23 protein-coding genes and 1 pseudogene are annotated in these 20,328 nt (G+C 71.2%); 10 read left to right on the top strand and 14 right to left on the bottom strand.

The genetic code is table 11. The features are described from left to right. Nucleotides 1-2: 2 nt before the first annotated feature. Nucleotides 3-440 carry a thiol-disulfide oxidoreductase DCC family protein gene (locus ACMYLB_RS21900; RefSeq protein ID WP_415909060.1) on the top strand — a complete coding sequence of 146 codons (438 nt, stop codon included), beginning with the start codon at nt 3-5 and terminating at the stop codon, nt 438-440. Here the strand turns inward: ACMYLB_RS21900 and ACMYLB_RS21895 are convergent. The 8 genes from ACMYLB_RS21895 to ACMYLB_RS21860 form a co-directional block, all read right to left on the bottom strand. Continuing rightward, a complete protein-coding gene (locus tag ACMYLB_RS21895) occupies nt 437-1,567 on the bottom strand; it encodes an ABC transporter permease (RefSeq protein ID WP_415909059.1) in 1,131 nt (376 codons plus the stop codon). The genes ACMYLB_RS21900 and ACMYLB_RS21895 overlap by 4 nt on opposite strands. A gap of 1 nt (nt 1,568) precedes the next feature. Beyond that, nucleotides 1,569-2,702, bottom strand: coding sequence for an ABC transporter permease (locus tag ACMYLB_RS21890; protein ID WP_415909058.1), 1,134 nt, complete (start codon nt 2,700-2,702; stop codon nt 1,569-1,571). Next, nucleotides 2,699-3,679 carry an ATP-binding cassette domain-containing protein gene (locus tag ACMYLB_RS21885; RefSeq protein ID WP_415909057.1) on the bottom strand — a complete coding sequence of 327 codons (981 nt, stop codon included), beginning with the start codon at nt 3,677-3,679 and terminating at the stop codon, nt 2,699-2,701. The genes ACMYLB_RS21890 and ACMYLB_RS21885 overlap by 4 nt, the downstream gene beginning before the upstream one ends. Nucleotides 3,680-3,750: 71 nt before the next feature. Next, nucleotides 3,751-4,695 (bottom strand): ATP-binding cassette domain-containing protein, encoded by a 945-nt coding sequence (locus ACMYLB_RS21880; protein ID WP_415909056.1) that lies wholly within the window; start codon nt 4,693-4,695, stop codon nt 3,751-3,753. Between the two features lie 17 nt (nt 4,696-4,712). Beyond that, a complete protein-coding gene (locus tag ACMYLB_RS21875; protein WP_415909055.1) occupies nt 4,713-5,699 on the bottom strand; it encodes an HlyD family efflux transporter periplasmic adaptor subunit in 987 nt (328 codons plus the stop codon). Beyond that, nucleotides 5,677-6,333 carry a TetR/AcrR family transcriptional regulator gene (locus ACMYLB_RS21870; protein ID WP_415909054.1) on the bottom strand — a complete coding sequence of 219 codons (657 nt, stop codon included), beginning with the start codon at nt 6,331-6,333 and terminating at the stop codon, nt 5,677-5,679. Before ACMYLB_RS21870 ends, ACMYLB_RS21875 begins: the two co-directional genes overlap by 23 nt. A 166-nt stretch (nt 6,334-6,499) precedes the next feature. Further along, complete coding sequence (locus tag ACMYLB_RS21865; RefSeq protein ID WP_415909053.1) at nt 6,500-6,895, bottom strand: RNA recognition motif domain-containing protein; 396 nt, start codon at nt 6,893-6,895, stop codon at nt 6,500-6,502. A 197-nt stretch (nt 6,896-7,092) separates the two neighbouring features. Then, complete coding sequence (locus ACMYLB_RS21860; RefSeq protein WP_415909052.1) at nt 7,093-7,677, bottom strand: GNAT family N-acetyltransferase; 585 nt, start codon at nt 7,675-7,677, stop codon at nt 7,093-7,095. Nucleotides 7,678-7,819: 142 nt separating this feature from the next. Between ACMYLB_RS21860 and ACMYLB_RS21855 the strand changes: the two are divergent. From ACMYLB_RS21855 to ACMYLB_RS21825, 7 genes and pseudogenes are all read left to right on the top strand, one after another. Then, nucleotides 7,820-8,083 (top strand): annotated as a pseudogene (locus ACMYLB_RS21855) (SWIB/MDM2 domain-containing protein); the annotation flags it as partial. 105 nt (nt 8,084-8,188) lie between these two features. Further along, nucleotides 8,189-8,917, top strand: a complete 729-nt coding sequence (locus ACMYLB_RS21850; protein ID WP_415909051.1) for a hypothetical protein — start codon at nt 8,189-8,191, stop codon at nt 8,915-8,917. Beyond that, entirely contained in the window at nt 8,869-9,174 is a 306-nt protein-coding gene (locus tag ACMYLB_RS21845) for a PAS domain S-box protein (protein WP_415911131.1), read from the top strand. Before ACMYLB_RS21850 ends, ACMYLB_RS21845 begins: the two co-directional genes overlap by 49 nt. Beyond that, nucleotides 9,132-9,878, top strand: a complete 747-nt coding sequence (locus tag ACMYLB_RS21840) for a histidine kinase dimerization/phospho-acceptor domain-containing protein (protein WP_415909050.1) — start codon at nt 9,132-9,134, stop codon at nt 9,876-9,878. The genes ACMYLB_RS21845 and ACMYLB_RS21840 overlap by 43 nt, the downstream gene beginning before the upstream one ends. Then, a complete protein-coding gene (locus tag ACMYLB_RS21835) occupies nt 9,764-10,222 on the top strand; it encodes an ATP-binding protein (RefSeq protein WP_415911130.1) in 459 nt (152 codons plus the stop codon). The genes ACMYLB_RS21840 and ACMYLB_RS21835 overlap by 115 nt, the downstream gene beginning before the upstream one ends. 170 nt (nt 10,223-10,392) lie before the next feature. Next, a complete protein-coding gene (locus ACMYLB_RS21830; protein WP_415909049.1) occupies nt 10,393-10,980 on the top strand; it encodes a hypothetical protein in 588 nt (195 codons plus the stop codon). Beyond that, nucleotides 10,911-11,360 carry a hypothetical protein gene (locus ACMYLB_RS21825; RefSeq protein WP_415909048.1) on the top strand — a complete coding sequence of 150 codons (450 nt, stop codon included), beginning with the start codon at nt 10,911-10,913 and terminating at the stop codon, nt 11,358-11,360. Before ACMYLB_RS21830 ends, ACMYLB_RS21825 begins: the two co-directional genes overlap by 70 nt. A gap of 9 nt (nt 11,361-11,369) precedes the next feature. On the opposite strand, the gene ACMYLB_RS21820 is transcribed toward ACMYLB_RS21825, so the two are convergent. Genes ACMYLB_RS21820 through ACMYLB_RS21805 form a run of 4 tightly spaced genes read right to left on the bottom strand, consistent with a single transcriptional unit; the run spans nt 11,370 to nt 12,967 of the window. Further along, nucleotides 11,370-11,819, bottom strand: a complete 450-nt coding sequence (locus ACMYLB_RS21820) for a hypothetical protein (RefSeq protein WP_415909047.1) — start codon at nt 11,817-11,819, stop codon at nt 11,370-11,372. An 8-nt stretch (nt 11,820-11,827) separates the two neighbouring features. Beyond that, the gene (locus tag ACMYLB_RS21815) at nt 11,828-12,067 is read right to left on the bottom strand and encodes an esterase/lipase family protein (RefSeq protein ID WP_415909046.1); all 240 of its coding nucleotides are present in this window, start codon (nt 12,065-12,067) and stop codon (nt 11,828-11,830) included. A gap of 40 nt (nt 12,068-12,107) precedes the next feature. Then, complete coding sequence (locus ACMYLB_RS21810) at nt 12,108-12,524, bottom strand: EamA family transporter (RefSeq protein WP_415909045.1); 417 nt, start codon at nt 12,522-12,524, stop codon at nt 12,108-12,110. A 26-nt stretch (nt 12,525-12,550) separates the two neighbouring features. After that, nucleotides 12,551-12,967: an EamA family transporter gene (locus tag ACMYLB_RS21805; protein WP_415909044.1), complete on the bottom strand. Its 417-nt coding sequence runs from the start codon at nt 12,965-12,967 to the stop codon at nt 12,551-12,553. 188 nt (nt 12,968-13,155) lie between these two features. On the opposite strand from ACMYLB_RS21805, the gene ACMYLB_RS21800 reads away from it, so the two are divergent. Both ACMYLB_RS21800 and ACMYLB_RS21795 read left to right on the top strand, forming a co-directional pair. Then, complete coding sequence (locus tag ACMYLB_RS21800) at nt 13,156-14,970, top strand: ABC transporter ATP-binding protein (protein ID WP_415909043.1); 1,815 nt, start codon at nt 13,156-13,158, stop codon at nt 14,968-14,970. Further along, entirely contained in the window at nt 14,967-16,811 is a 1,845-nt protein-coding gene (locus tag ACMYLB_RS21795; protein ID WP_415909042.1) for an ABC transporter ATP-binding protein, read from the top strand. Before ACMYLB_RS21800 ends, ACMYLB_RS21795 begins: the two co-directional genes overlap by 4 nt. A 22-nt stretch (nt 16,812-16,833) precedes the next feature. Here the strand turns inward: ACMYLB_RS21795 and ACMYLB_RS21790 are convergent, their stop codons facing one another. Both ACMYLB_RS21790 and ACMYLB_RS21785 read right to left on the bottom strand, forming a co-directional pair. Continuing rightward, on the bottom strand, nt 16,834-18,780 hold the full coding sequence (locus ACMYLB_RS21790; RefSeq protein ID WP_415909041.1) for a glycoside hydrolase family 97 catalytic domain-containing protein: 1,947 nt from the start codon (nt 18,778-18,780) through the stop codon (nt 16,834-16,836). Nucleotides 18,781-18,856: 76 nt separating this feature from the next. Further along, complete coding sequence (locus ACMYLB_RS21785; RefSeq protein WP_415909040.1) at nt 18,857-20,191, bottom strand: hemolysin family protein; 1,335 nt, start codon at nt 20,189-20,191, stop codon at nt 18,857-18,859. Between the last annotated feature and the right edge of the window lie 137 nt (nt 20,192-20,328).

The following is a 20,328-nucleotide window of genomic DNA, read 5'->3' as shown; positions in this document are numbered from 1 at the left end:
CCATGGCGCCCGCTGCCATCGCCGCGCCGCTGCCCGTGCTGCTGTTCGACGGCGAGTGCGGCCTGTGTCAGGCCTGCGTGCGCGCCTTGCTGCGCGCGGACCGCGCGGGCGCGCTGCACTACGCGCCGCTGCAGGGCGGCGCGGCGCAGGCGTTCCTGCGGATGCAGGGCCTGCCGACGGCGGATTTCGACACGCTGATCTTCGTGCCCGACTGGCGGCGCCGCGAGGAACCGGGCCGCTTCCTCGTCCGCACCGATGCCGTGCTCGCGGCGTGCGCCACCGCGGGCGGCGCGGCGGGCGCGCTGGCGGAGCTGCGCGTCGTGCCGCGCGGCTGGCGCGACGGCGTCTACCGGCTGGTCGCGCGCGGGCGCCACCGGCTGTTCGGCGCCTACCGGCCGCGCCCGCTGGCGCGGGCGGAGTGGGCGCAGCGTTTCCTCTAGGCGAGGTTCTTGTGGAAGCGGCGCACGGCGAAGGTCATCACGACCACGCCGAGCGCGAGCAGCGCCGCCAGCTGCGGCCAGAGCACGCCGAAGCCCACGCCCTTCAGGAACACGCCGCGGATGATCACCAGCATGTAGCGCAGCGGGTCGAGCAGGCTGAGCCACTGGAAGACCGCCGGCATGTTCGCGATCGGGAAGATGAAGCCCGAGAACAGCATCGCGGGGAAAAAGAAGAAGAACGTCGTCATCATCGCCTGCTGCTGCGTCTGGCTGACGGTCGAGATGAACAGCCCGATGCCGAGCGTGCTGAGCAAAAAGAGCGCGACGCCGAGCAGGAGGAGCAGGAAGCTGCCGCGGAACGGGATCCCGAACCACAGCAGCGCGATCGCGGTGACCATGGCGGTGTTGACGAAGCCGACCACGGCGAACGGCGCGCACTTGCCGAGGATGAACTCCACCGGACGGATCGGCGTCACCATCACCTGCTCGATGGTGCCGACCTCCTTCTCGCGCACGATCGCCATGCTCGTGAGCATGAGGCCGACGAGCATGACCAGCATGGCGATGATGCCCGGCACGTAGAAATTACGGCTCTCGAGGTCGGCGTTGAACCACGCGCGCGGCTGCAGGTCGGCGCGGCCGGTCTCGATCGTGCGGCCGGCGAGGCGCCGCGCCGAGTCGAGCAGGAACTCGGTGTTGGCCGCCGCCGCGATCTGCGCCGCGTAGTTCACGACGAAGCGCGCCGTGTTCGAGTCCGAGCCGTCGACGATCAGCTGCACCGCCGCCGTGCGTCCGCCGCGGAGCTGCTCCTGGTAGCCGGCGTTGATCTGGAGCGCGGCGGCGGCGTCCGCGGCGTCGATCAGGGCGCGGGCGTCGCCCTCGTCCTGCGTGTAGCGGATGGCGTCGAAGTAGGCCGAGCCGGTGAAGCGCGCCACGAGCGCGCGGCTGGCCGGCGTGCCGTCGCGGTCGAGCACCACGAGCTTCACGTGCTTGACGTCGAGCGAGACGGCGTAGCCGAAGATCAGGGTCTGCAGCAGCGGCACGCCGATGATGACGAGCCGCATCCGCGGGTCGCGGAGGACGGAGCGGAACTCCTTGCGCAGGATGGTGAGGATGCGTTCCCACATGTCAGCCGAGGGTCTTGCGCGTCTTGCGGATCGAGACGGCGATGACGAAGAGGGTGAAGCCGACGAGGAAGGCCGCGTCGGCCCAGAGGACCTCCAGCCCGACGCCGCGCAGGAAGATGCCCTTGACCAGCGCGACGAAATACCGCGCGGGCACGATGTAGGTGATGCCCTGCACCGGCAGCGGCATGTTGGCGATGGCGAAGGCGAAGCCGGAGAGCAGGAACGCGGGCAGGAAGGTCGAGATCATCGCCATCTGGCTGGCGAGGAGCTGCTGGCGCGCGATCGTGCTGATGAGCACGCCCTGGGCGAGCGTGCCGATCACGAACACCGTGCCGACGCTGAACAGGAGCACGACGCTGCCGCGCAGCGGCACGTGGAAGAGGAACACCGCCATCACGACGGAGAGGGCGAGGTTGGCCAGGCCGATGGCGGAGTAGGGCAGAAGCTTGCCGAGGATGAGCTCGGCCGGCTTCACCGGCGTGGAGACGAGCTGCTCCATCGTGCCGCGCTCCCACTCCCGCGCGATGGTCAGCGAGGTGAGCAGCGCGGCGATCAGGCCCATGATCACCGCCATGATGCCGGGGACGATGAAGTTGCGGCTCTCGAGGTCGGCGTTGAACCAGACGCGCGGCCGCAGGTCGAGGGCGGCGGGCGGGGCGAGGCCGGCGACGCGGCGCACCTGGTCGAGCGCGACCTGCTGGTTGTAGGCGGTCGCGATCGCCGTCGTGTAGCCGAGCACGATGCCGGCGGTGTTGGAATCGGAGCCGTCGGCGATCGCCTGCACGCCCGCGGCGCGGCCGGCGGCGATGCGCGGGCCGAAGTCCGGCGACAGCACGAGCGCGAGCATCGCGTCGCGCGTGTCGATCGCGCGCTCCACCTCGGCGTAGCTGCTCACCGTGCCGCGGAAATCGAAGTAGCGCGTGGCGGTGAAGTGCGCGGTGAGCTCCCGGCTCTCCACGCTCCGGCCCTGGTCCCAGACGACGAAGGGCACGCGGTCGACGTCGAGCGTGAGCGCGTAGCCGAACATCAGCAGCATCAGCATCGGGATGCCGACGGCGAGGATGAGGCTGCGCGGATCGCGGCGGATGTGCAGCGCTTCCTTGCGGGCGACGGCCCAGAGGCGGCGCGGGTTCATCGGGCGACCTCCTGCTGCCGGCCGGCCGCGGCGTCGCGGGCCTCGATCAGCGAGACGAACACGTCCTCCAGCGTCGGCACGATGCGCTCGAGCCGCGCGAGGCGGAAGCCGTGGGCCGTGAGCGCGCCGCGGATCGCGGTCTCGGCCGCGACCGGGTCGGGCGCGACGGCGTGCAGGCCCTTGCCGAAGAGCGCGATCTCCTTCACCGCCGGCAGGCGCTCGAGCACGAGCATGGCGTCGTTCGGCCGGTCGCAATCGAGTTCCAGCACGGCCTCGGGCATGTGCTCGGTCTTCAGCTCGCGCGGCGTGCCGAGCGCGATGAGCTCGCCGCGGTAGATGATGCCGAGCCGGTCGCAATACTCGGATTCCTCCATGTAATGCGTCGTGACGAACACCGTCACGCCCTGCTCGGAGAGCGCGTAGATCAGGTCCCAGAACGCGCGGCGGCTGTTCGGGTCGACGCCGGAGGTCGGCTCGTCGAGGAACAGGATCGGCGGCTCGTGCAGCACGGCGCAGCCGAGGGCGAGGCGCTGTTTCCAGCCGCCGGACAATTCCGCCGTGCGCGCGTGGCGGTGCTCGCGCAGGCCGGCCATCGCCAGCACCCAGTCCTTGCGCGCGGCCTTCTTCTCGCGCGGGAGGCGGTAGATGCCGCTGTAGAAATCGATGTTCTCCTCCACCGTCAGCTCGTCGTAGAGGGAGAATTTCTGGCTCATGTAGCCGATGCGGGTGCGGATCTTCTCGGTGTCGCGCACGATGTCGAAGCCCGCCACCGTGCCTGCGCCCGCGGTCGGCGTGAGCAGGCCGCAGAGCAGGCGGATGGTGGTGGACTTGCCCGCGCCGTTGGGGCCGAGGAAGCCGAAGATCTCGCCGCGCCGCACGGAGAAGCTGATCCCCGCGACCGCCTTGAACCCGCCGAAGTGTTTCTCGAGGTTCTGCACCTCGACGATGGGAGGGGTGGCAGCGGCGGCGGTGGACATGGGCGGTCAGCTGGCTTCGGACTCGGTGGCGACGAGCAGCGTGAGGAGGGCGAGGATGAGGATCGCGACGATCATGGCGTGGCGGCGGTCGCGGCGCGCTGGGCCAGGACGGCGACGAACACGTCCTCGAGCGACGGCTCGATGGGACGGACGGATGACACGGCCACGCCGGCGGCGACGAGCAGGTCGCGACCGCGCACCGCGGCGGCGTCCGGATCGCGGGCGGCGACGTGCACGCGGTCGCCGAAGAGGCCGACGGAGGCGTCGCGCAGTTGTTCGCGCAGGAGCGCGGCGGCGCGGCGCGGGGCGTCGGTGCGGAATTCGAGCAGCGCGCCGGGCATGAGGGCCTTGATCTCGTCGGGCGTGCCGAGGCCGAGCAGGCGGCCCTGGTGGAGCAGCGCGAGGCGGTTGCAGCGCTCGGCCTCGTCGAGGTAGGCGGTGGAGACAAAGATCGTCACGCCGTCGCGCACGAGCTGGTAGAGGATGCGCCAGAAATCGCGGCGCGAGACCGGGTCGACGCCGTTGGTCGGCTCGTCGAGGAACAGCACGCGCGGCGTGTGGATGAGCGCGCAGGCGAGCCCGAGTTTCTGCTTCATGCCGCCGGAGAGGTTGCCGGCGAGGCGATGCTTGAAGGGCGTGAGGTTGCTGAACGCCAGCAGGCGCTCCGTGCGCGCGGCGCGCTCGGCCGGCGGCACGGTGTAGATGTCGGCGTAGAAATCGATATTCTCCGCCACGGTGAGGTCGGGATAGAGCCCGAAGCGCTGGCTCATGTAGCCGATGTGCTCCTTCAGCGGCTCGCGCTGGCGCGCGACGTCGCAGCCGGCAACGTGCGCCTCGCCCGCGCTGGGCGCGAGGATGCCGGTGAGCATGCGCATCGTCGTCGTCTTGCCCGCGCCGTCGGGGCCGACGAGGCCGAAGATCTCGCCCTCGGCCACGTCGAGGTCGAGGCCGTCGACGGCGACAAGGGCGCCGAAGGTGCGGCGGAGGCCGCGGGCGTGGATGGCGGAGGCGGGCATGCGGGCGAAGCGGCGGCTCAGCTGGCCGGTGGCAGGATGACGTCGGCCGGCATGCCGGGCTTCAGCTCGTCCTTGGGATTGGCGACATCGATTTTGAGGCGGAAGACCAGCTTCACGCGCTCCTTCGGCGTCTGCACGGTCTTGGGCGTGAACTCGGCCTCGGAGGAGATGAAGCCGACGGTGCCCTCGAAATCGCGGCCGGGGAAGCTGTCGGTGCGCACGACGACCTTCTGGCCGTGGCGGACGCGGCCGAGGTCGGGCTGGTTGACGTAGGCGCGGACCCAGAGGTGCGCGGTCTCGGCGACGGTGACGACCGGCGTGCCGGCGGACACGAACTCGCCCGGCTCGATGTTGTGCGAGAGCACGACGCCGGCGAGCGGCGAGGTGAGGCGGGTGTTGTCGAGCTGCGTCTGCGCCAGCGCGACGGCGGCGCGGGCCTGCTCGACGCGGGCGCGGGCCTGGCGGATGGTTTCGACGCGCGGGCCTTCCTGCAGGAGCTTGAGGCGCTCGCCGGCCTCGACGACCCTGGCCTCGGCCACCTTCAGCTGGGCCTGGGCGGTTTCGAAGTCGCGGTCGGAGATGACCTGCTTCTTCCGCAGCTCGTCCTGGCGCGCGAAGTCGAGGCGCACGCGGTCGCGGTCGGCCTCGGCGCTGCGCAGCGTGGCGGCGGCGGCGGCGATTTCCTGCGGACGCGAGCCGGCCTCGAGTTCGGCCAGCTGGGCCTCGGCGGCGGCGAGCTCGGCGCGGCGGAGCGCGAGCTGCGACTGCTGCTCGGCGTCGTCGAGGCGGGCGATGAGCTGGCCGGACTGGACGCGCGCGCCCTCGGAGACGGTGCGCTCGACGACGCGGCCGGGCGTCTTGAAACCCAGCTGGGCGTCGTCGACCTCGAAGTTGCCCGAGAGGACGAGTTCGCCGGAGCCGCCCGAGCCCGGGCGCGAGCAGGAGGCGAGCAGAAGCGCGCCGAGCGCGAGCGCGGCGAATTTAACCGGGAAATGATTTTTCATAGTCTTTGCGGCCGGCGGGGGTGAGGAGCCCGCCGAAGTAGAGGCTCATGGCTTTCTCGAACGCCTGGTGCGGCGCGAGGTGGAGGTGTTCGAGCGAGGCCGGGCTCATGATGCCCTGCATCGCGTGGAGGAGGAATTCGGCGGCGAAGGGCGCGTCGAGTTCGGGGCGCACCTTGCCCGTGAGCTGGCCCTGCTCGAGGAGGCGGCCGAAGATGTAGGGGACGTTCTTGCGGCGCATCTCGAAGGTGAAGTCGTGCAGCGCCGGCGCGGACCGCTGCAGGTCGCGCAGGATGTGCGGGGCGAGCTGCGAGAGCCGCTGGTGCATGCCGCCGGTGAAGCCGCGGAGCTTTTCCGCGAAGGTGAGGTTGCGGTCGGCGATGATGGCGTCGGCCTCGGCGCGCACCTCGGCGGCGAACTGCTCGAGCGCGGCGCGGCCGAGATCCTCCTTCGTCGGGAAATGCTGGTAGAGCGTCTTCTTGCTCATGCCGAGCTCGGCGGCGAGGTCGTCCATCGTCCAGGTGCTGTAGCCGTGGACGAAGAGATGGGCGCGGGCGGCGCGGACGATGCGCGCCGGCGGGTCGGCCAGCGGGGCGGCGACGGGGGCGCGGGAGAGTTCTTCGGGACGGGCAGGCATTGGGATCGTAGGAAACTCAAAAAGTGTTTTAAGTTTCCAGGCAAGCCTGTTCTCACTTTTCTCGGGGTGGCCGGTCGGCCCGGCTCGGACGGCGCGGTGCGGGGGTGGAGACAAAAGAGCCGGACCGTGCGGTCCGGCTCGCAGCCTGAGGCGGTGGGGGCGCGGATCACTCCCGCTCGTGGAAGCCCCCGCGGTCGCCGCCGCGTCCGCCGCGGAAGCCGCCGCCGCCGAAGCGCCGCGGACCGCCGCGTCCACCCCCGCGGCCGCCGCGCTCCCCGCCGCCGAAGCCGCCTTCCCGCGGCGCGCGCTCCTCGCGCGGGCGCGCGATGTTCACCGCCAACTTGCGGCCGCCGATCTCGTGGTTGTTGAACTGGTCGACGGCCTTCTGCGCCTCCTCGGCGCTGCCCATGGTCACGAACGCGAAGCCGCGCGAGCGGCCGGTGAACTTGTCGAAGATGATCTCGACGACGCTGACCGTGCCGGCCTGGCCGAAGAGCCCCTCGAGGTCCTGCGCGGTGGTGGCGAACGGGATGTTCCCCACGTAGAGTTTGGTGTTTTCCATGTGTGTGCAGGGGCCGTGCTGCTGGCTGCCGCCCGTTCCCGAACCGCCGGGATTCAAACCATCATCAAGCCGGTCCTGGCGCTCACTGACGATTCTGCGTAGCGGAGAAGTCTCACAAACAACTGACCCGACGCCGGGAAAAATGCCGCGCCGCGCGCCGCCTCGCAAGAGCGGAACGCGCGTGCCGGCGGGGCCGTTCAGCCCGGGGCGAACAGGGCGGCGCTGCCGAGGCCGGGCCAGTCGCGGCGCAGCACGCCGTAGAAGACGACGTCCTCGAAGCGCTCGTTCTTGCGCATCATCCGCGGGCTCGTGCCCTCGCGGCGCATCCCGACCTTCAGCAGCACGCGGCCGGAGGCGGGGTTGCTGGCGTAGTGATGCGCCTGCACGCGGTTGAGGCCGAGGACGCGGAAGCCGAAATCCGTCAGCGCCGTCGCCGCCTCGGTCGCGAAGCCGTGCCGCCAGAACGGCACGCCGATCCAGTAGCCGAGCTCGGCGCGCGCGTGCGCCGTGGCGAAGGTGAGGCCGATGGCGCCGATCAGCTCGCCCGTCGGCTTGAGCGTGACCGCGAGCGAGAGCCCGCGGTGCGCGGCCCACTCGGCCGCGTGGGTGGCGATCCACTGCTCCGCCACGCCGTCGGGATACGGGTGCGGGATGAGCGCGGTGGCTTGCGCCACCTCGCGCGCGCCGGCGAGCCGCTGGACGGCGGGCGCGTCGGTCAGGTCGAGCGCGCGCAGCACGAGCCGCGGGGTCTCGATGAGCGGAAACTCGGCGGGGAAGGGCATGGGCGCGCGAAATTGGCGGCGGCGTTGCCGCGCGGCCAGTCGAATTTCAAGCGAGTTCTCCTCTGAAAAATCTCAATTCTCCCTCTAGAAAATCGTTGCATCGCCCCGGGCCCATTCTAATACGGGAGCCACTATGGCAAAGAAATCTGCTCGCAAACCCAACGCTAAGTTCATGGCCCCGGTCACGCCGGACGCCACCCTCGCCGCGGTCGTCGGTGCCAAGCCGATGCCTCGCACCGAAATGACCAAGAAGCTCTGGGCCTACATCAAGAAGAACGGCCTTCAGGACAAGAAGAACAAGCGCATGATCAACGCCGACGACGCCCTCAAGGCCGTGTTCGGCGGCAAGGCGCAGGTCTCGATGTTCGACATGACCAAGCTCGTGTCGAAGCACGTCTCGGCCTAACCCGGAGCGAATCGCTTTTACCCGACCGCCGCGGAGCAATCCGCGGCGGTTTTGTTTTGCGGCGCCGCGCCGCGCGGAGTTTGCTCGCGCCACCCTGCCGTGAGCGTGACCGGACCCACTCTTCGTGTTGTCGCCGGATGGCTGCTGATCGCGGCGCTCGGCACCGCGGCCGCCTGGTGGCAGGAGGAGAACCGGCGCGCGGCGCTGCAGCAGCAGATGATCGGGCGCGCGCAGTATTGCGCGGTGGCCTTCGTGACCGACGACGTCGCCGCGCTCACCGGCACCAGCGCCGACCTCAATCATCCCGAATACCGCGCGGTGAAGGACCGGCTGCTCCGCCTGCGCGCCGTCAGCCCGGGCATCCGCTTCGTCTACCTCTTCCGCTCGACCGCGCAGCCCGGGCACGTGGTGTTCCTGGCCGATTCCGAGCCGGAGACCTCCAGCGAGATGTCGAAGCCCGGCGACGATTATCCCGAGGCGCTCAGCTCGCCCGGCCTGCAGGCCGCCCTCCGCACGCACGCGCCCGCCACCGAGGGCCGCTGCGCGACTCGTTCGGCGAGTGGGTCACGGCCTACGCGCCCGTCGGCGAGCGCCCGCCGCCCGGCGCGCCGCGCACGCTCCTGGGCATCGACATCGATTCCTCCGACTGGCGCCGCGAGCTGTGGGCCGCGCGCGGCACCGGCCTGGGCCTGGTGCTGCTGGTGCTCGGCGTGCCCTACGGCGCCTGGCTCTACCGGCGCCGCGAGCGCGAGCACTCGCGCGAGGTCCAGCGCCTCTCCGCCGCGATCCAGCAGAGCCACTCCGCCGTCATCATCACGGATCCCCAGCGCGTGATCGAATACGTGAACGACGGCTGCGCCGCCATCACCGGCTACGCCCGCGACGAACTGGTCGGCCAGCCCTCGCGGCTGCTCCTGCCCGACGACGTCGACGAGACGCAGCGCGCCGAGCTGCACCGCCGCCTCCTCTCGGGCGAGCGCTGGGTGGGGAGCGGCGGATGCGCCGCCGGAACGGCGAGATCTTCATCACCCGCGCCACCTTCTCGCCCGTGCGCGGGGCCGACGGGCGCGTCTGCAACCTCGTGGCGGTGATCGACGACGTCACCGACCTCAAGCGGGTGGAGGACGACCTGCGCGTCGCGCGCGACCAGGCCGAGACCGCCGATCGCGCCAAGGGCGAGTTCCTCGCCATGATGAGCCACGAGCTGCGCACGCCGCTCAACGGCATCATCGGCTTCGCCACCCTGCTCCAGGACACCGCCCTGACGACCGAGCAGCGCGACTACGTCGAGACGGTGCGCAAGAGCGGCGAGGCCCTGCTCACGCTCACCAACGAGCTGCTCGACTACTCGCGCATCGACGCCGGCCGCATGCAGCTCGATCCGCAGGCCTGCTCGCCGCGCCAGATCGTGGAGGAGGCGGTGGAGCTGCTCTCCACCCGCGCGGCCGAGAAGCACCTCGAGCTGCTCGTGGCCATCGCGCCGGGGGTGCCGGCGCACGTGCTCGCGGATCCGGGCCGCCTGCGCCAGGTGCTGGTGAACCTCGTCGGCAACGCCATCAAGTTCACGCCCGCCGGCGAGGTGGAGGTGGAGCTGGCCGCCGCGCCCTGCCGGCCGGCGCCGGCGGCGAGCCGCGGGTGCGGCTGGAATTCACCGTGCGCGACACCGGCATCGGCATCGCCCTGGAAAACCAGGACCGTCTCTTCGTGCCTTTCAGCCAGGTGGACGCGTCGAGCACGCGCAAGCACGGCGGCGCCGGCCTCGGCCTCGCCATCAGCCGCAGCCTCGTGCGCCTGATGGAGGGCGAGATCGAGTTGTCCAGCGCCGCGGGCGCCGGGGCGGAGTTCCGCTTCCACGTGCCGGTGCGCGTGCTCGAGAACAACGAGGGCCTGCCCCGGCTGCCGGCGCGCCGCGTGGCCGTGGTCTCCGCCAATTCCCGGGCCCGGGCCCATTACGCCGCGCTGCTGGAGATCTGGGGTCTGTCCGCCGCCACCTACGAGAACATCACCAAGCTGCCCCCGAGCGGGCGCACGACGTCCTGCTCGTCGACGTGGTCGCGCGGGACGCGGCGATGTGGCCGGCGCTGCTCCGCGCCCACCGGACGCAGGCCGACTGCCCGGTCATCGGCCTCGTCTCGGTGAGCGTGCCGGCGGCGCTGCGCGACGAGCTGCGCGGGAGCTTCCGGGCGCTGCTGAAGAAGCCGCTGCGCGACTCGCTCTTCCACGCCGTGCTGAAGAGCGTGCTGCGGGACTGAGCGCGGCTTTGCGCTTGGAGTGCGCCCCGCCGCGCCTACGCTGCGCGGCTTCGCCCGATGAACGCCCGTGCCACGCACCGAACCGCGCTGCTGATGCTGCTCCTGACGAACCTGTTTTGGGGACTCAGCTTTCCGCTCATCAAGGCCATCGTCTTCCTCCACGAGCGCCTGGTGCCGGGCAGCGGCAACTGGTTCATCACCGCGATGACGCTCGCACCGCGCTTCCTGCTCGGGGCGGTCTTCATGCTCGCCGTCGCGTGGCGCCAGGTCGCGGCGGCGACGCCGGCCGAGCGCAAGCAGGGCTTCCTGCTCGGGCTGTCGGCGGCGTGCGGCATGGTGTTCCAGATCGACGGCCTGCAGTTCATCAGCGCGTCGACCTCGGCGTTCCTCACCCAGCTCTACGCGATCCTGATCCCGCTCTACGTCGCGGCGCGCGTGCGCCGCTGGCCGGGGCGGCGGTGTGGCTCGCGTGCGGGCTCGTGCTCGCCGGCGTGGGCGTGCTGGCGCAGTTCGACTTCCGTGCGTTCCACATCGGGCGCGGCGAGCTGGAGACGCTCGTCGCCTCGCTGTTCTTCATGTGGCAGATCCTCACCTTGGAACGGAAGGAGTTCGCCGGCAACCGGGTGCTGCCGGTCACCGCGCTGATGTTCGCCACGGAGGCCGCGGTCTTCTGCGCGATGGCGGCGGTCACCGCGCCGGCGCCGGCCGCGCTGGTCGCGCCCTGGCTGTCGGGGCCGTGGCTGACGTTCACGCTCGTGCTCACCGGCGTGTGCACGATCGGGGCGTTCACCCTCATGAACCGGTTCCAGCCGGCGATCACCGCGACGGAGGCGGGGCTGCTCTACTGCACCGAGCCGCTGTTCGCCTCGCTGCTGGCCCTCTTCCTCCCCGCGCTGTTCTCGGCCTGGGCCGGCTTCGACTACGCCAACGAGACGCTGACCTGGCGCCTGCTCGTGGGCGGCGGCCTGATCACGGCGGCGAACCTGCTGATCCAGTTCCGCCCGCCGCCGCAGCCGGCGGCCTGACCCGACCGGTTACTCCGCGACGCGGCCGGGCGCCGGCGAGGAGAACTTCCCGTGGCGCAGGAAGGCGCGCACATCGTCGATCACGTCGCGCCGCCACAGCATCACCGTGTGCGAGTGCGGCACGACGCGGAAATCGCGCATGCCCTCCAGCCGGGCGGAGTCGACCGTGACGACCCCGTCGTGCACGCCGGGCATCTGGCGCCGGAAAAGCGGGTTGAGCACGCTCGCGCCGGCGATGATGCCGACCTCGAAGTCGGCCGGCCCGAGCGCCTGCGCGACGCCGTCGGCGCCGGTGCGGAGGCGCGCCAGGTTGACGCCCATCACCGCGCGCATCCAGCCGCGCTGCGCCGCGCGGTCGGCGGCGGGGCTGCCGTGGTTCGGCGGGCCGAGCATAACGACGCGGCCGAGGCGGGCCGGCCGGCGGTCGCGCAGGTAGAGCCGCAGGAGGAGGCTGCCCATCGAGTGCGTCACGAAATGCACCCGCGGCGCCGCGAGCGCGCCGTGCCGCTCCAGCTCGCGGGGAGGAAATCCGCCGCCAGCCGCTCCAGCGGCACGTCGCGCGACGGGTAGCTGAGGTTGACCACGCGGTAGCCGTCGCGCTCGAGCGCGCGGGCGATTGGGCGCATGACCCAGCCCGACAGGGCGACGCCGTGCAGCAGCACGACGCATTCGCGCGGATCGGCGGCGGCCGGCAGCGGGGACGTCATGGCCAGGAGGGCAGCGATGGCGGCCAGCGCGCGCACGGCGTCAGCTCGGCAGCGCCGCGGGCGGCGGTCGCCGGATGGAGGCGGCGGCGCGCCAGGTGACGGCGCCGAGCACGATCGCGCCGCCGAGGAGCGCGAGCCCGCTGGGTTTTTCGCCGAGCACGAGCATCACCCAGAGCGGGTTGAGGATCGGCTCGATCACGGGGATGAGGACCGCTTCGAGCGCGGTGACGTGCCGGATCGCGCGCGCGTAGAGCAGGTAGGCGACGCCGAGCTGGACCACGCCGAGCAGGAGCAGCGCGACGAGACTGCGGGCGTCGGGCGCCGGGGCGGAGACGATGGCGGGCAGGCCGATGAGGAAGCCGAGGAAATTGCCGAGGATGATCGAGCCGAGCGGGATGTCGTCCTTCTGCAGGCGCAGCAGCACGATCATGAGCGCGAAGGCGACGCCGCTGGCCACCGCCAGCGCGATGCCGGCGAGGTCGTTCAGCCGCAGGCCGTCGTAGAGAAAACGGCGAGGCCGACGAACACGATGGCGATGGTCGTCCAGTCCGCGCGCGTCGGCCGCTCCTTGAGCAGCCAGGCCCCGAGCAGCGCGACGTAGGCCGGCGCGGTGTATTGGAGCAGGATGGCGTTGGCGGCGGTCGTGAGCTTGTTGGCGGCGGCGAAGAGCACCGTGCAGGCGGTGTAGGCCACGGCGGTGGCCAGCGGCAGCCAGCCGCCGCGGAAGGGCCGGCGGCGCCAGGTGACGGCGAGCAGGAACACCGCGGCGACGAGTCCGCGGCCGCCGGCGACCGCCAGCGGCGGCCAGGCGACGGATTTGAGCAGCACGCCGCCGAGGCTCCAGCAGAGCGCGGCGAGCAGCAGCAGGGTGACGGACTGGGTGTGGGCCGGATCTCTCACGAGCGTCCATCCCTGACCGATCCGCGTGCGCTTGTGAACTGCGAACCGGCGCCCGGGCCCGCGGACGGGACACACTCCGCGTTTGCGCCCGGCGGCACAGTGACAACGCTGGGAGGTCCACGTATGCCGCCGCCGGACGCCGCTCCTCCTCGCCCACGCTCGGGCCTCCGCTGAGCGGCGGGCAGATCGTGCGGCGCCTGTTCGGCCTGGCCTGGCGCTATCGCGGGCCGTGGCTCGGCGTCATCGCCATCCAACTCGTGCTGCTCACGCTCGGCGTGTCCGGGCTGAGCCTCACCGGCGTGGGCATCGACTACATCCGGCACGTGCTGCAGGGCACGCCGGTGCCGGCGCTGCCGTTCGGCGTGGCGCTGCCGCCGTGGGAGCCGATGGCGGTGCTGGCGCTGATCGCCGGCGGCATCCTCGGCCTCGCCGGCGGGCGCTCGGTGCTTAACTACCTCTACGCCGTGCGCGTGAACCACCTCACGCAGCAGGAGATCGTCCCGTGGCTGCGCGGCCGCGTCTACGACAAGCTCCAGCGGCTCAGCTTCCGCTTCTTCGACGAGAACTCCACCGGCTCGATCATCAACCGCGTGACCGGCGACGTGCAGGCGGTGCGCATGTTCCTCGACCAGGTGCTGGTGCAGAGCGTGATCATGGCGATCTCGCTCGGCGTCTACGTCGTCTACATGGCGAGCCTGGCGCCCGGCCTGACGCTGGCGTGCCTCGCGACCACGCCGCTGCTCTGGACGGTCTCCGCGCTCTTCACCCGGCGGATGCTGCCGCTCTACGCCCGGAACCGCGAGCTGGCGGACGACATGGTGCGGGCGCTGGCCGAGAGCGTGCAGGGCGCGCCGGTGGTGAAGGCCTTCGGCCGCGAGGCGGAGAACCGCGCCGACTTCCTCCGGCGCAACGACGCCGTGCTCAGCCAGCAGCGGGCGATCTTCTGGCGGGTGAGCCTGTTCTCGCCCTTCGTCGGCTTCCTCACCCGCGTGAACATCGCGGTGCTGCTTGGCTACGGCGGCTGGCTGGTAATCCGCGGCGAGCTCGCGTTCGGCACCGGCCTGGTCGTGTTCGCCGGCCTGCTCGAGCAGTTCTCCGGCCAGGTCAACAACGTCGCCGGCATCGTCAACTCGATGCAGAACTCGCTCATCGGCGCCCGCCGCGTGTTCGAGATCCTCGACGCCCCGGTGGAGATCAAGTCCCCGCCCGACGCGGTGAAGCTCCCGCGGCCGCGCGGCCACGTGCGCTTCGAGAGCGTCTATTTCGGCTACGAACCCGGCCGCCTCGTGCTCCACGGCATCGACCTCGACGTGCCGCCCGGTTGCTGCGTCGCCATCCTCGGCGCGACCGGCGCGGGCAAGAGCGCGCTGATGAGCCTCGTGCCGCGCTTCTACGATCCAGCGGCCGGCCGGGTGACGATCGACGGCGTCGACGTGCGGCGCTGCGACGTGCAGGAGCTGCGCCGCAACATCGGCCTGGTGTTTCAGGAAAGCTTCCTCTTCAGCCACACCGTGGCGGCCAACATCGCCTTCGGCCGGCCCGACGCCACGCGCGCGCAGATCGAGCGCGCGGCGCGCATCGCCTCGGCGCACGACTTCATCTCCACCATGCCGCAGGGCTACGACACCGTGCTCGGCGAGAGTGGCAACAACCTCTCCGGCGGCCAGCGCCAGCGCCTCGCGCTCGCGCGGGCCATCCTGCTCGAGCCGCCGATCCTGCTGCTCGACGACCCCACGGCCGCGATCGACCCGGAGACGGAGCACGAGATCTTCGCCGCCCTCGACCGCGCCATCGCCGGCCGCACCACCTTCATCGTCGCGCACCGCCTGAGCACGCTGCGCCGCGCGGACTTCATCGTGGTGATGGAGAACGGCCGCATCGTGCAGCGCGGCACGCACGAGGAGCTGATGCGCCAGAGCGGACCCTACGTGCGCGTGGCCGACCTGCAGCTGGTCGACGCCCGGGCCCTGCACGACGGTGGGGCGAAGGAGGACGCGCGATGAAGCCGCCCCCGCCCGCGCCCGACCTGCCCGTGCTCACGCGCCGCGACGCCGACGAGGAGAACGAGGCGCAATTCAAGCCGCTCGAGTGGGGCCTCATCCGCCGGCTCTGGACCTACACCCGCGTGGCCCGCGGCAAGCGCAACTGGCTGGTCGCGCTCACGCTCATCCGCTCGGCGCAGATCTCGCTCCTGACCTGGACGATGGCGCTGATCATCGGCGGTCCGATCGCCCGCCACGACGGCGCGCAGCTCGCCTGGGCGGTGGCGGGCTACGTCGCACTGGCGGTGGTCACGGACGTGATGTTCCACTTCCGGCAGCGCTTCGCGCTCGAGCTGGGCGAGGCGGTGGTGAACGCGCTCCGCGCCGACATCTTCCGGCGCGTGCAGTCGATGCCGCTCAGTTTCTTCCATCGCGTGAAGGCCGGCCGCATCATCGGGCGCGTGACCTCCGACGTGGAGGCGGTGCGCGTGGGCATCCAGGACGTGCTGTTCGTCAGCACGGTGCAGGCCGGCCAGATGCTCGTGGCGGCGGCGCTGATGATCTGGACCGACTGGAAGCTGTTCCTCGTGGTGGTCGCGCTGGCGCCGGTGCTGTGGATCCTCAACCGGCATTTCCGCGGCAAGCTCAGCCAGCTCAGCCGCGCCGCCTCGGAGAGCTTCAGCCGGGTGACGGCGACGCTCGCCGAATCGGTCAACGGCATCCGCGTGACGCAGGGCTTCGCCCGCCAGGCGACCAACGCCGGGCTCTTCCGCGGCCTGCTCGCCGACCACGCGCGCTACAACATCGCGCTCGCGCGCACCTCGGCCATCCTCACGCCGCTGCTGGAGATGAACTCGCAGTTCTTCATCTCCGCGCTGCTGCTGCTCGGCGGCTGGCGCGCGCTGCACGGCGACATGGCGATGGACACGCTGATCAAGTTCTTCCTCCTCGCGAACACCTTCTTCGCGCCGATCCAGATCATCGGCAACCAATACAACCAGGCGCTCGTCTCGATGGCCGGGGCGGAGCGGGTGTTCCGCCTGCTCGACGCGCAGCCCGACTGGGAGGACGCGCCCGACGCGATGCCGCTGCCCGACCCGCGGGAGGCCGGCGGCGCGTCCGCCGGCGTGCGGGTGGAGTTCCGCGACGTCGTCTTCGGCTACGATCCGGCGCGACCGGTCGTGCACGGGGTGAACTTCACCGCCGAGCCCGGGCAGGCGGTCGCCCTGGTCGGCCACACCGGCAGCGGCAAGAGCACCCTCATCAATCTGGCGGCGAAGTTCTACCTGCCCACCGCGGGCGAGGTGCGCATCGACGGCCGCGAGATCCGCACGCTGACCAGCCACTCGCTGCACCGCCAGATGGGCCTGGTGCAGCAGCAGAACTTCCTCTTCAGCGGCACGGTTGCCGACAACATCCGGCTCGGCCGGCCCGAGGCGAGCGATGCCGAGGTCGTCGACGCGCTGCGCCGGCTCGATTGCCTCGACCTGATCGAGGCGCTGCCCGGCGGCATCCACGCCCAGGTCGGCGAGAAGGGCGGCGCGCTCTCGCTCGGGCAGCGGCAGCTGGTGTGCTTCGCGCGCGCGCTGCTGGCCGATCCGCGGCTGCTGATCTTCGACGAGGCCACGAGCGCGATCGACACGCTGACCGAGGCGCGGCTGCAGAAGGCGCTGGTCACGCTCCTGCGCGGGCGCACCAGCTTCATCGTGGCGCACCGCCTGAGCACGATCCGCCAGGCCGACCTGATCCTCGTGCTCGACCACGGCCGGATCGTGGAACGCGGCCGGCACACGGAGCTGCTGCAGCGCGGCGGCGTTTACGCGCAGCTGCACCGGCAGTTCGTGCAGCTGGACGGCGAGTAGGGTGGCCGCGGCCGACGCCGCGTCAGCGCGCGGGATCGACGACCAGCACGAAGCCGCCGTGGGGCGCGAGCGTGAGCGGCAAGCGTCCGCCGGCCGGCCAGGCGACGCGGCGCGATTCGTAGCCGCCGTGGGCGTCGTCGACGATGACGGTGCCGCGGCCGGCCGCGGCGAGGCGGGTGAGATCGAGGTCGAGCGGGCGGGCGGTGGCCTCGCCGTTGATGCCGGCGACGAACCACCGGCCGTCGCCCTGGCGGGCGAGCACGGCGAATTTGCCCGGATAGCCGTCGATCAGCTTGGTGTCGTCCCAGATGGACGGCACCTGGCGCAGGAAAGCGCGGACGTAGTCGGGCATCTTGGCCATGCCCGCGGGAATCTCGGCGTAGTGCTGGATGCCGGAGGTGAAGAGGACCGCGAGCGCGAGCTCGAACGGCACCGTGGTGCGCCGCACGCCCCGGCCGGGCAGGCGGTCGAGGCAGAGCGGCGTGAAATCCATCGGCTCGAACAGATTTCGCGTGAACGGCAGCAGGGCGCAGTGCGCCGGCTGGGCGTCGGCGTTTTCCTGCGCGAAGGTGACGAACTCGAAGCCCTTGACCGCCTCGGCCGTCATGAGGTGCGGGTAGGTGCGCGTCCAGCCGCGCGGCAGCGTGGCGCCGTGGAAGTTGAGCAGGAAGCCGTAGGGCTCCGCGTCGCGCAGGAGGTCGTGGTAGAGCTCCATCACCGGCTGGCCATCGCCGCCGAAGAAATCGATCTTGAGGCCCTTGATGCCGAGCGCGCGCAGGCGCTCGAACTCGGCGCGGCGCGCGGCGGGTGTGGCCAGGCGGTCCTTGGGGGTCTGCGGGGCGTCGTTCCAGTCGCCGTTGGAGTTATACCAGAGGAGCAGGCCGACGTGCCTCGTGCGGGCGTAGGCGGCGAGTTCCTGGATCTTCGCGTCGCCGATCTGCTGGTCCCACATCGAGTCGATCAGGCAATACGCCCAGCCCATCGCGGCGGCGTAGTCGATGAAGCCCTTCTGCACCTCGTAGGTCGTCTGCCCGTCGCCGAGCAGCGGCCAGCTCCACGCGGCCTTGCCGGGCTGGATCTCGGGCGCGGTGGGCGGCGTGCGGGCGGGCGCGGCGAGATCGGTGCCGAGCGTCGATTCCGCCACGGTCGCGAGCGAACCGAGGGCGATGAGGCGCCACGGCGTCGTCCACGGCAGCGTCGACTTGGGCGCGACCGGCCGGCCGTGCATGGTCTCGCGCGGATCGGGGAAGCCGATGCGGTAGTCGCCGTCGGGCGACTCGTGGCGCAGGCGGGTGCCGCAGTAATCGGGGCCGACGTCGGTCTCGCTCAGCGCCACCCAGGTGTCGCCGGTGCGGAACAGCGCGGGGAACACCCAGCCGGCGCCGAGCGTCGACGGCGTGCCGACCGGGATCTCGCGCTGATAGTGCTCCTCGTAGGACGGATTCGTGCGCTTCCAGCCGGTCTTCGCGACCGACATCGGCTGGAGCCAGGCCTTCGCGTCGGCGGGAAGGTGAAACGAGGTCGCCTCCTCCACGATCGTGCGGAGCGCGGCGGACTTTTCCGGGAAAACGTAGCGGAACGCCACGCCGTCGTCGGAGACGCGGAACTCGAGGTCGAGCTTCGCGCCGGTGGCGGTGGCGAGGTGATGCACCTGGCGGGCGGCGCGGTAGACGTTCCGGCGGCGCTTGCCGGTGAGCAACTCGTAGTGGTCCTCGACGCGGTCGACGGCGGAGGACGCGAGCAGCGTGAGCCCGTGCGTGAAGTCGGCGTCGTTGCGCACGAGGCCGAGGCGCGAGTCGCGCAGGATCAGCTCGTCGCCGCGGCGCACGCGGTAAACCGGCGCGCCGTCGGCGGCGCGGAGTTCGAACTCCACGGCGATTTTGCCGTCGGGAGAGCGGAGGACTTCGGCGGCGAGCGCGCTGGAAAACAGCAGCGCGGGGGCGAGCAGGAGGCGGAGCGGCGCGAGCATGGGGCGGGGTGGCGCGCAGGTTCACGCGGCCGCCGCGTGCGGTCAAACCGGACGCCGGTCTAACAGTCCGGTGCGCTCAGGCGGAGGCCTGTTCCGCGGTCGCGGTGCTGGCGGGCGTGCGGGCGAGGAGGACCTTGTCGACGCGCTGGCGGTCCATGTCCATCACCTCGAAGCGCCAACCGTTCCAGTCGAAGTAGTCGCCGGCGGCCGGGATGCGGCCGAGCTGCGTGACGACGAAGCCGCCGAGGGTCTGGAAGTCCGCGGTGTCCTCGCCCGGCAGTTCGCGGAGCTTGAGGAGCTCCTTCACGTTCGGGATCGCGAGGGTGGCGTCGACGAGCCAGGAGCCGTCCTCGCGGCGTTTCGCCTCCGGCTGGGCGCGGCGGAGCTGGTCGGGCAGGTCGCCGACGATGGCCTCGAGGATGTCGATGAGGGTGATCATGCCCTGCACGCCGCCGAACTCGTCGACGACGAGGGCGGTGTGCTTGCCGGTCTTCTTGAACTGCTCGAGCACCTGGATGGCGGTGCTGTGCTCGGGGATGAGCGTGGCCGGCGTGAGGAGGTTGCGGAGATTGGTCGGCAGGCTGAACGCGGCGTGCGCCCACAGGGCCTTGATGTGGACCATGCCGAGGACGTTGTCGCGGTGCTTCTGGTAGACGGGGAAGGTGGAGTGGCCGCTCGCGACGATCTTGCGCCAGTTGGCCTCGTCGGGGTCGTCGATGTTGAGCCAGACGAGCTTGGGGCGCGGCGTCATGAGGGCGGTGACCTGGCAGCGGTCGAGCGCCATGACGCCCTCGACCATCGCCTTCTCCGCCTTGTGGAAGACGCCGGCGTGCAGGCCCTGCTCGATGAGCGAGGCGACTTCCTCGTCGGAAACGGTGACCTTCGGCTCGGCGCGCGAGCCGAGGAGCTTGGCGACGCCGTCGGTCGAGACGGTCAGCAGCCACACGAACGGTGCGGCGAGGCGCGAGATGACGTGCATGGGCCGGGCCAGGGCGATGGACCAGCGCTCCGGGTTGGCGAGGCCGAGGCGTTTCGGCACGAGTTCGCCGAGCACGATGGTGAAAAACGTGATGCCGAGGACGACGCCGCCGAAGCTGACGAACTCGCTGTATTCGCCGGCGGCGGGGAAGCGGGCGATCAGCCAGTGGTTGAGCTCGCGCGCGAGGGCGGCGCCGGAAAAGGCGCCGGCAGCGATGCCGCTGAGCGTGACGCCGAACTGGACGGTGGAGAGGAACTTCGTGGGGTTCTCCGCCTGCGCCAGCGCCAGGTGCGCGCGCGGGTTGCCCTTCTCGGCCAGCGTCTTCAGCCGCGATTTGCGGGAGGAGACGAGGGCGATCTCGGCCAACGCGAAGAGGCCGTTGATGACCAACAGCAACGCGATGACGAGCAGCTCGAGAGCCACGGAGTGCATAGGGGCGGCGAACGGTAGGCGGACCGGCCGGTCGGGCAATCAATTTACCCACCGGCGCGGCGGTCGCGACGGTAAAATACGCGCACAAGTGACTCGCACGCAGCAATCTGGGCCGGCGGATGCAGCCGGGACGCGCC

Source organism: Oleiharenicola sp. Vm1 (assembly GCF_047777955.1).
Lineage (GTDB): Bacteria > Verrucomicrobiota > Verrucomicrobiia > Opitutales > Opitutaceae > Didemnitutus.
The sequence above is the reverse complement of the archived record's forward strand: the minus strand, read 5'-3'. Positions and strand labels throughout refer to the sequence as shown.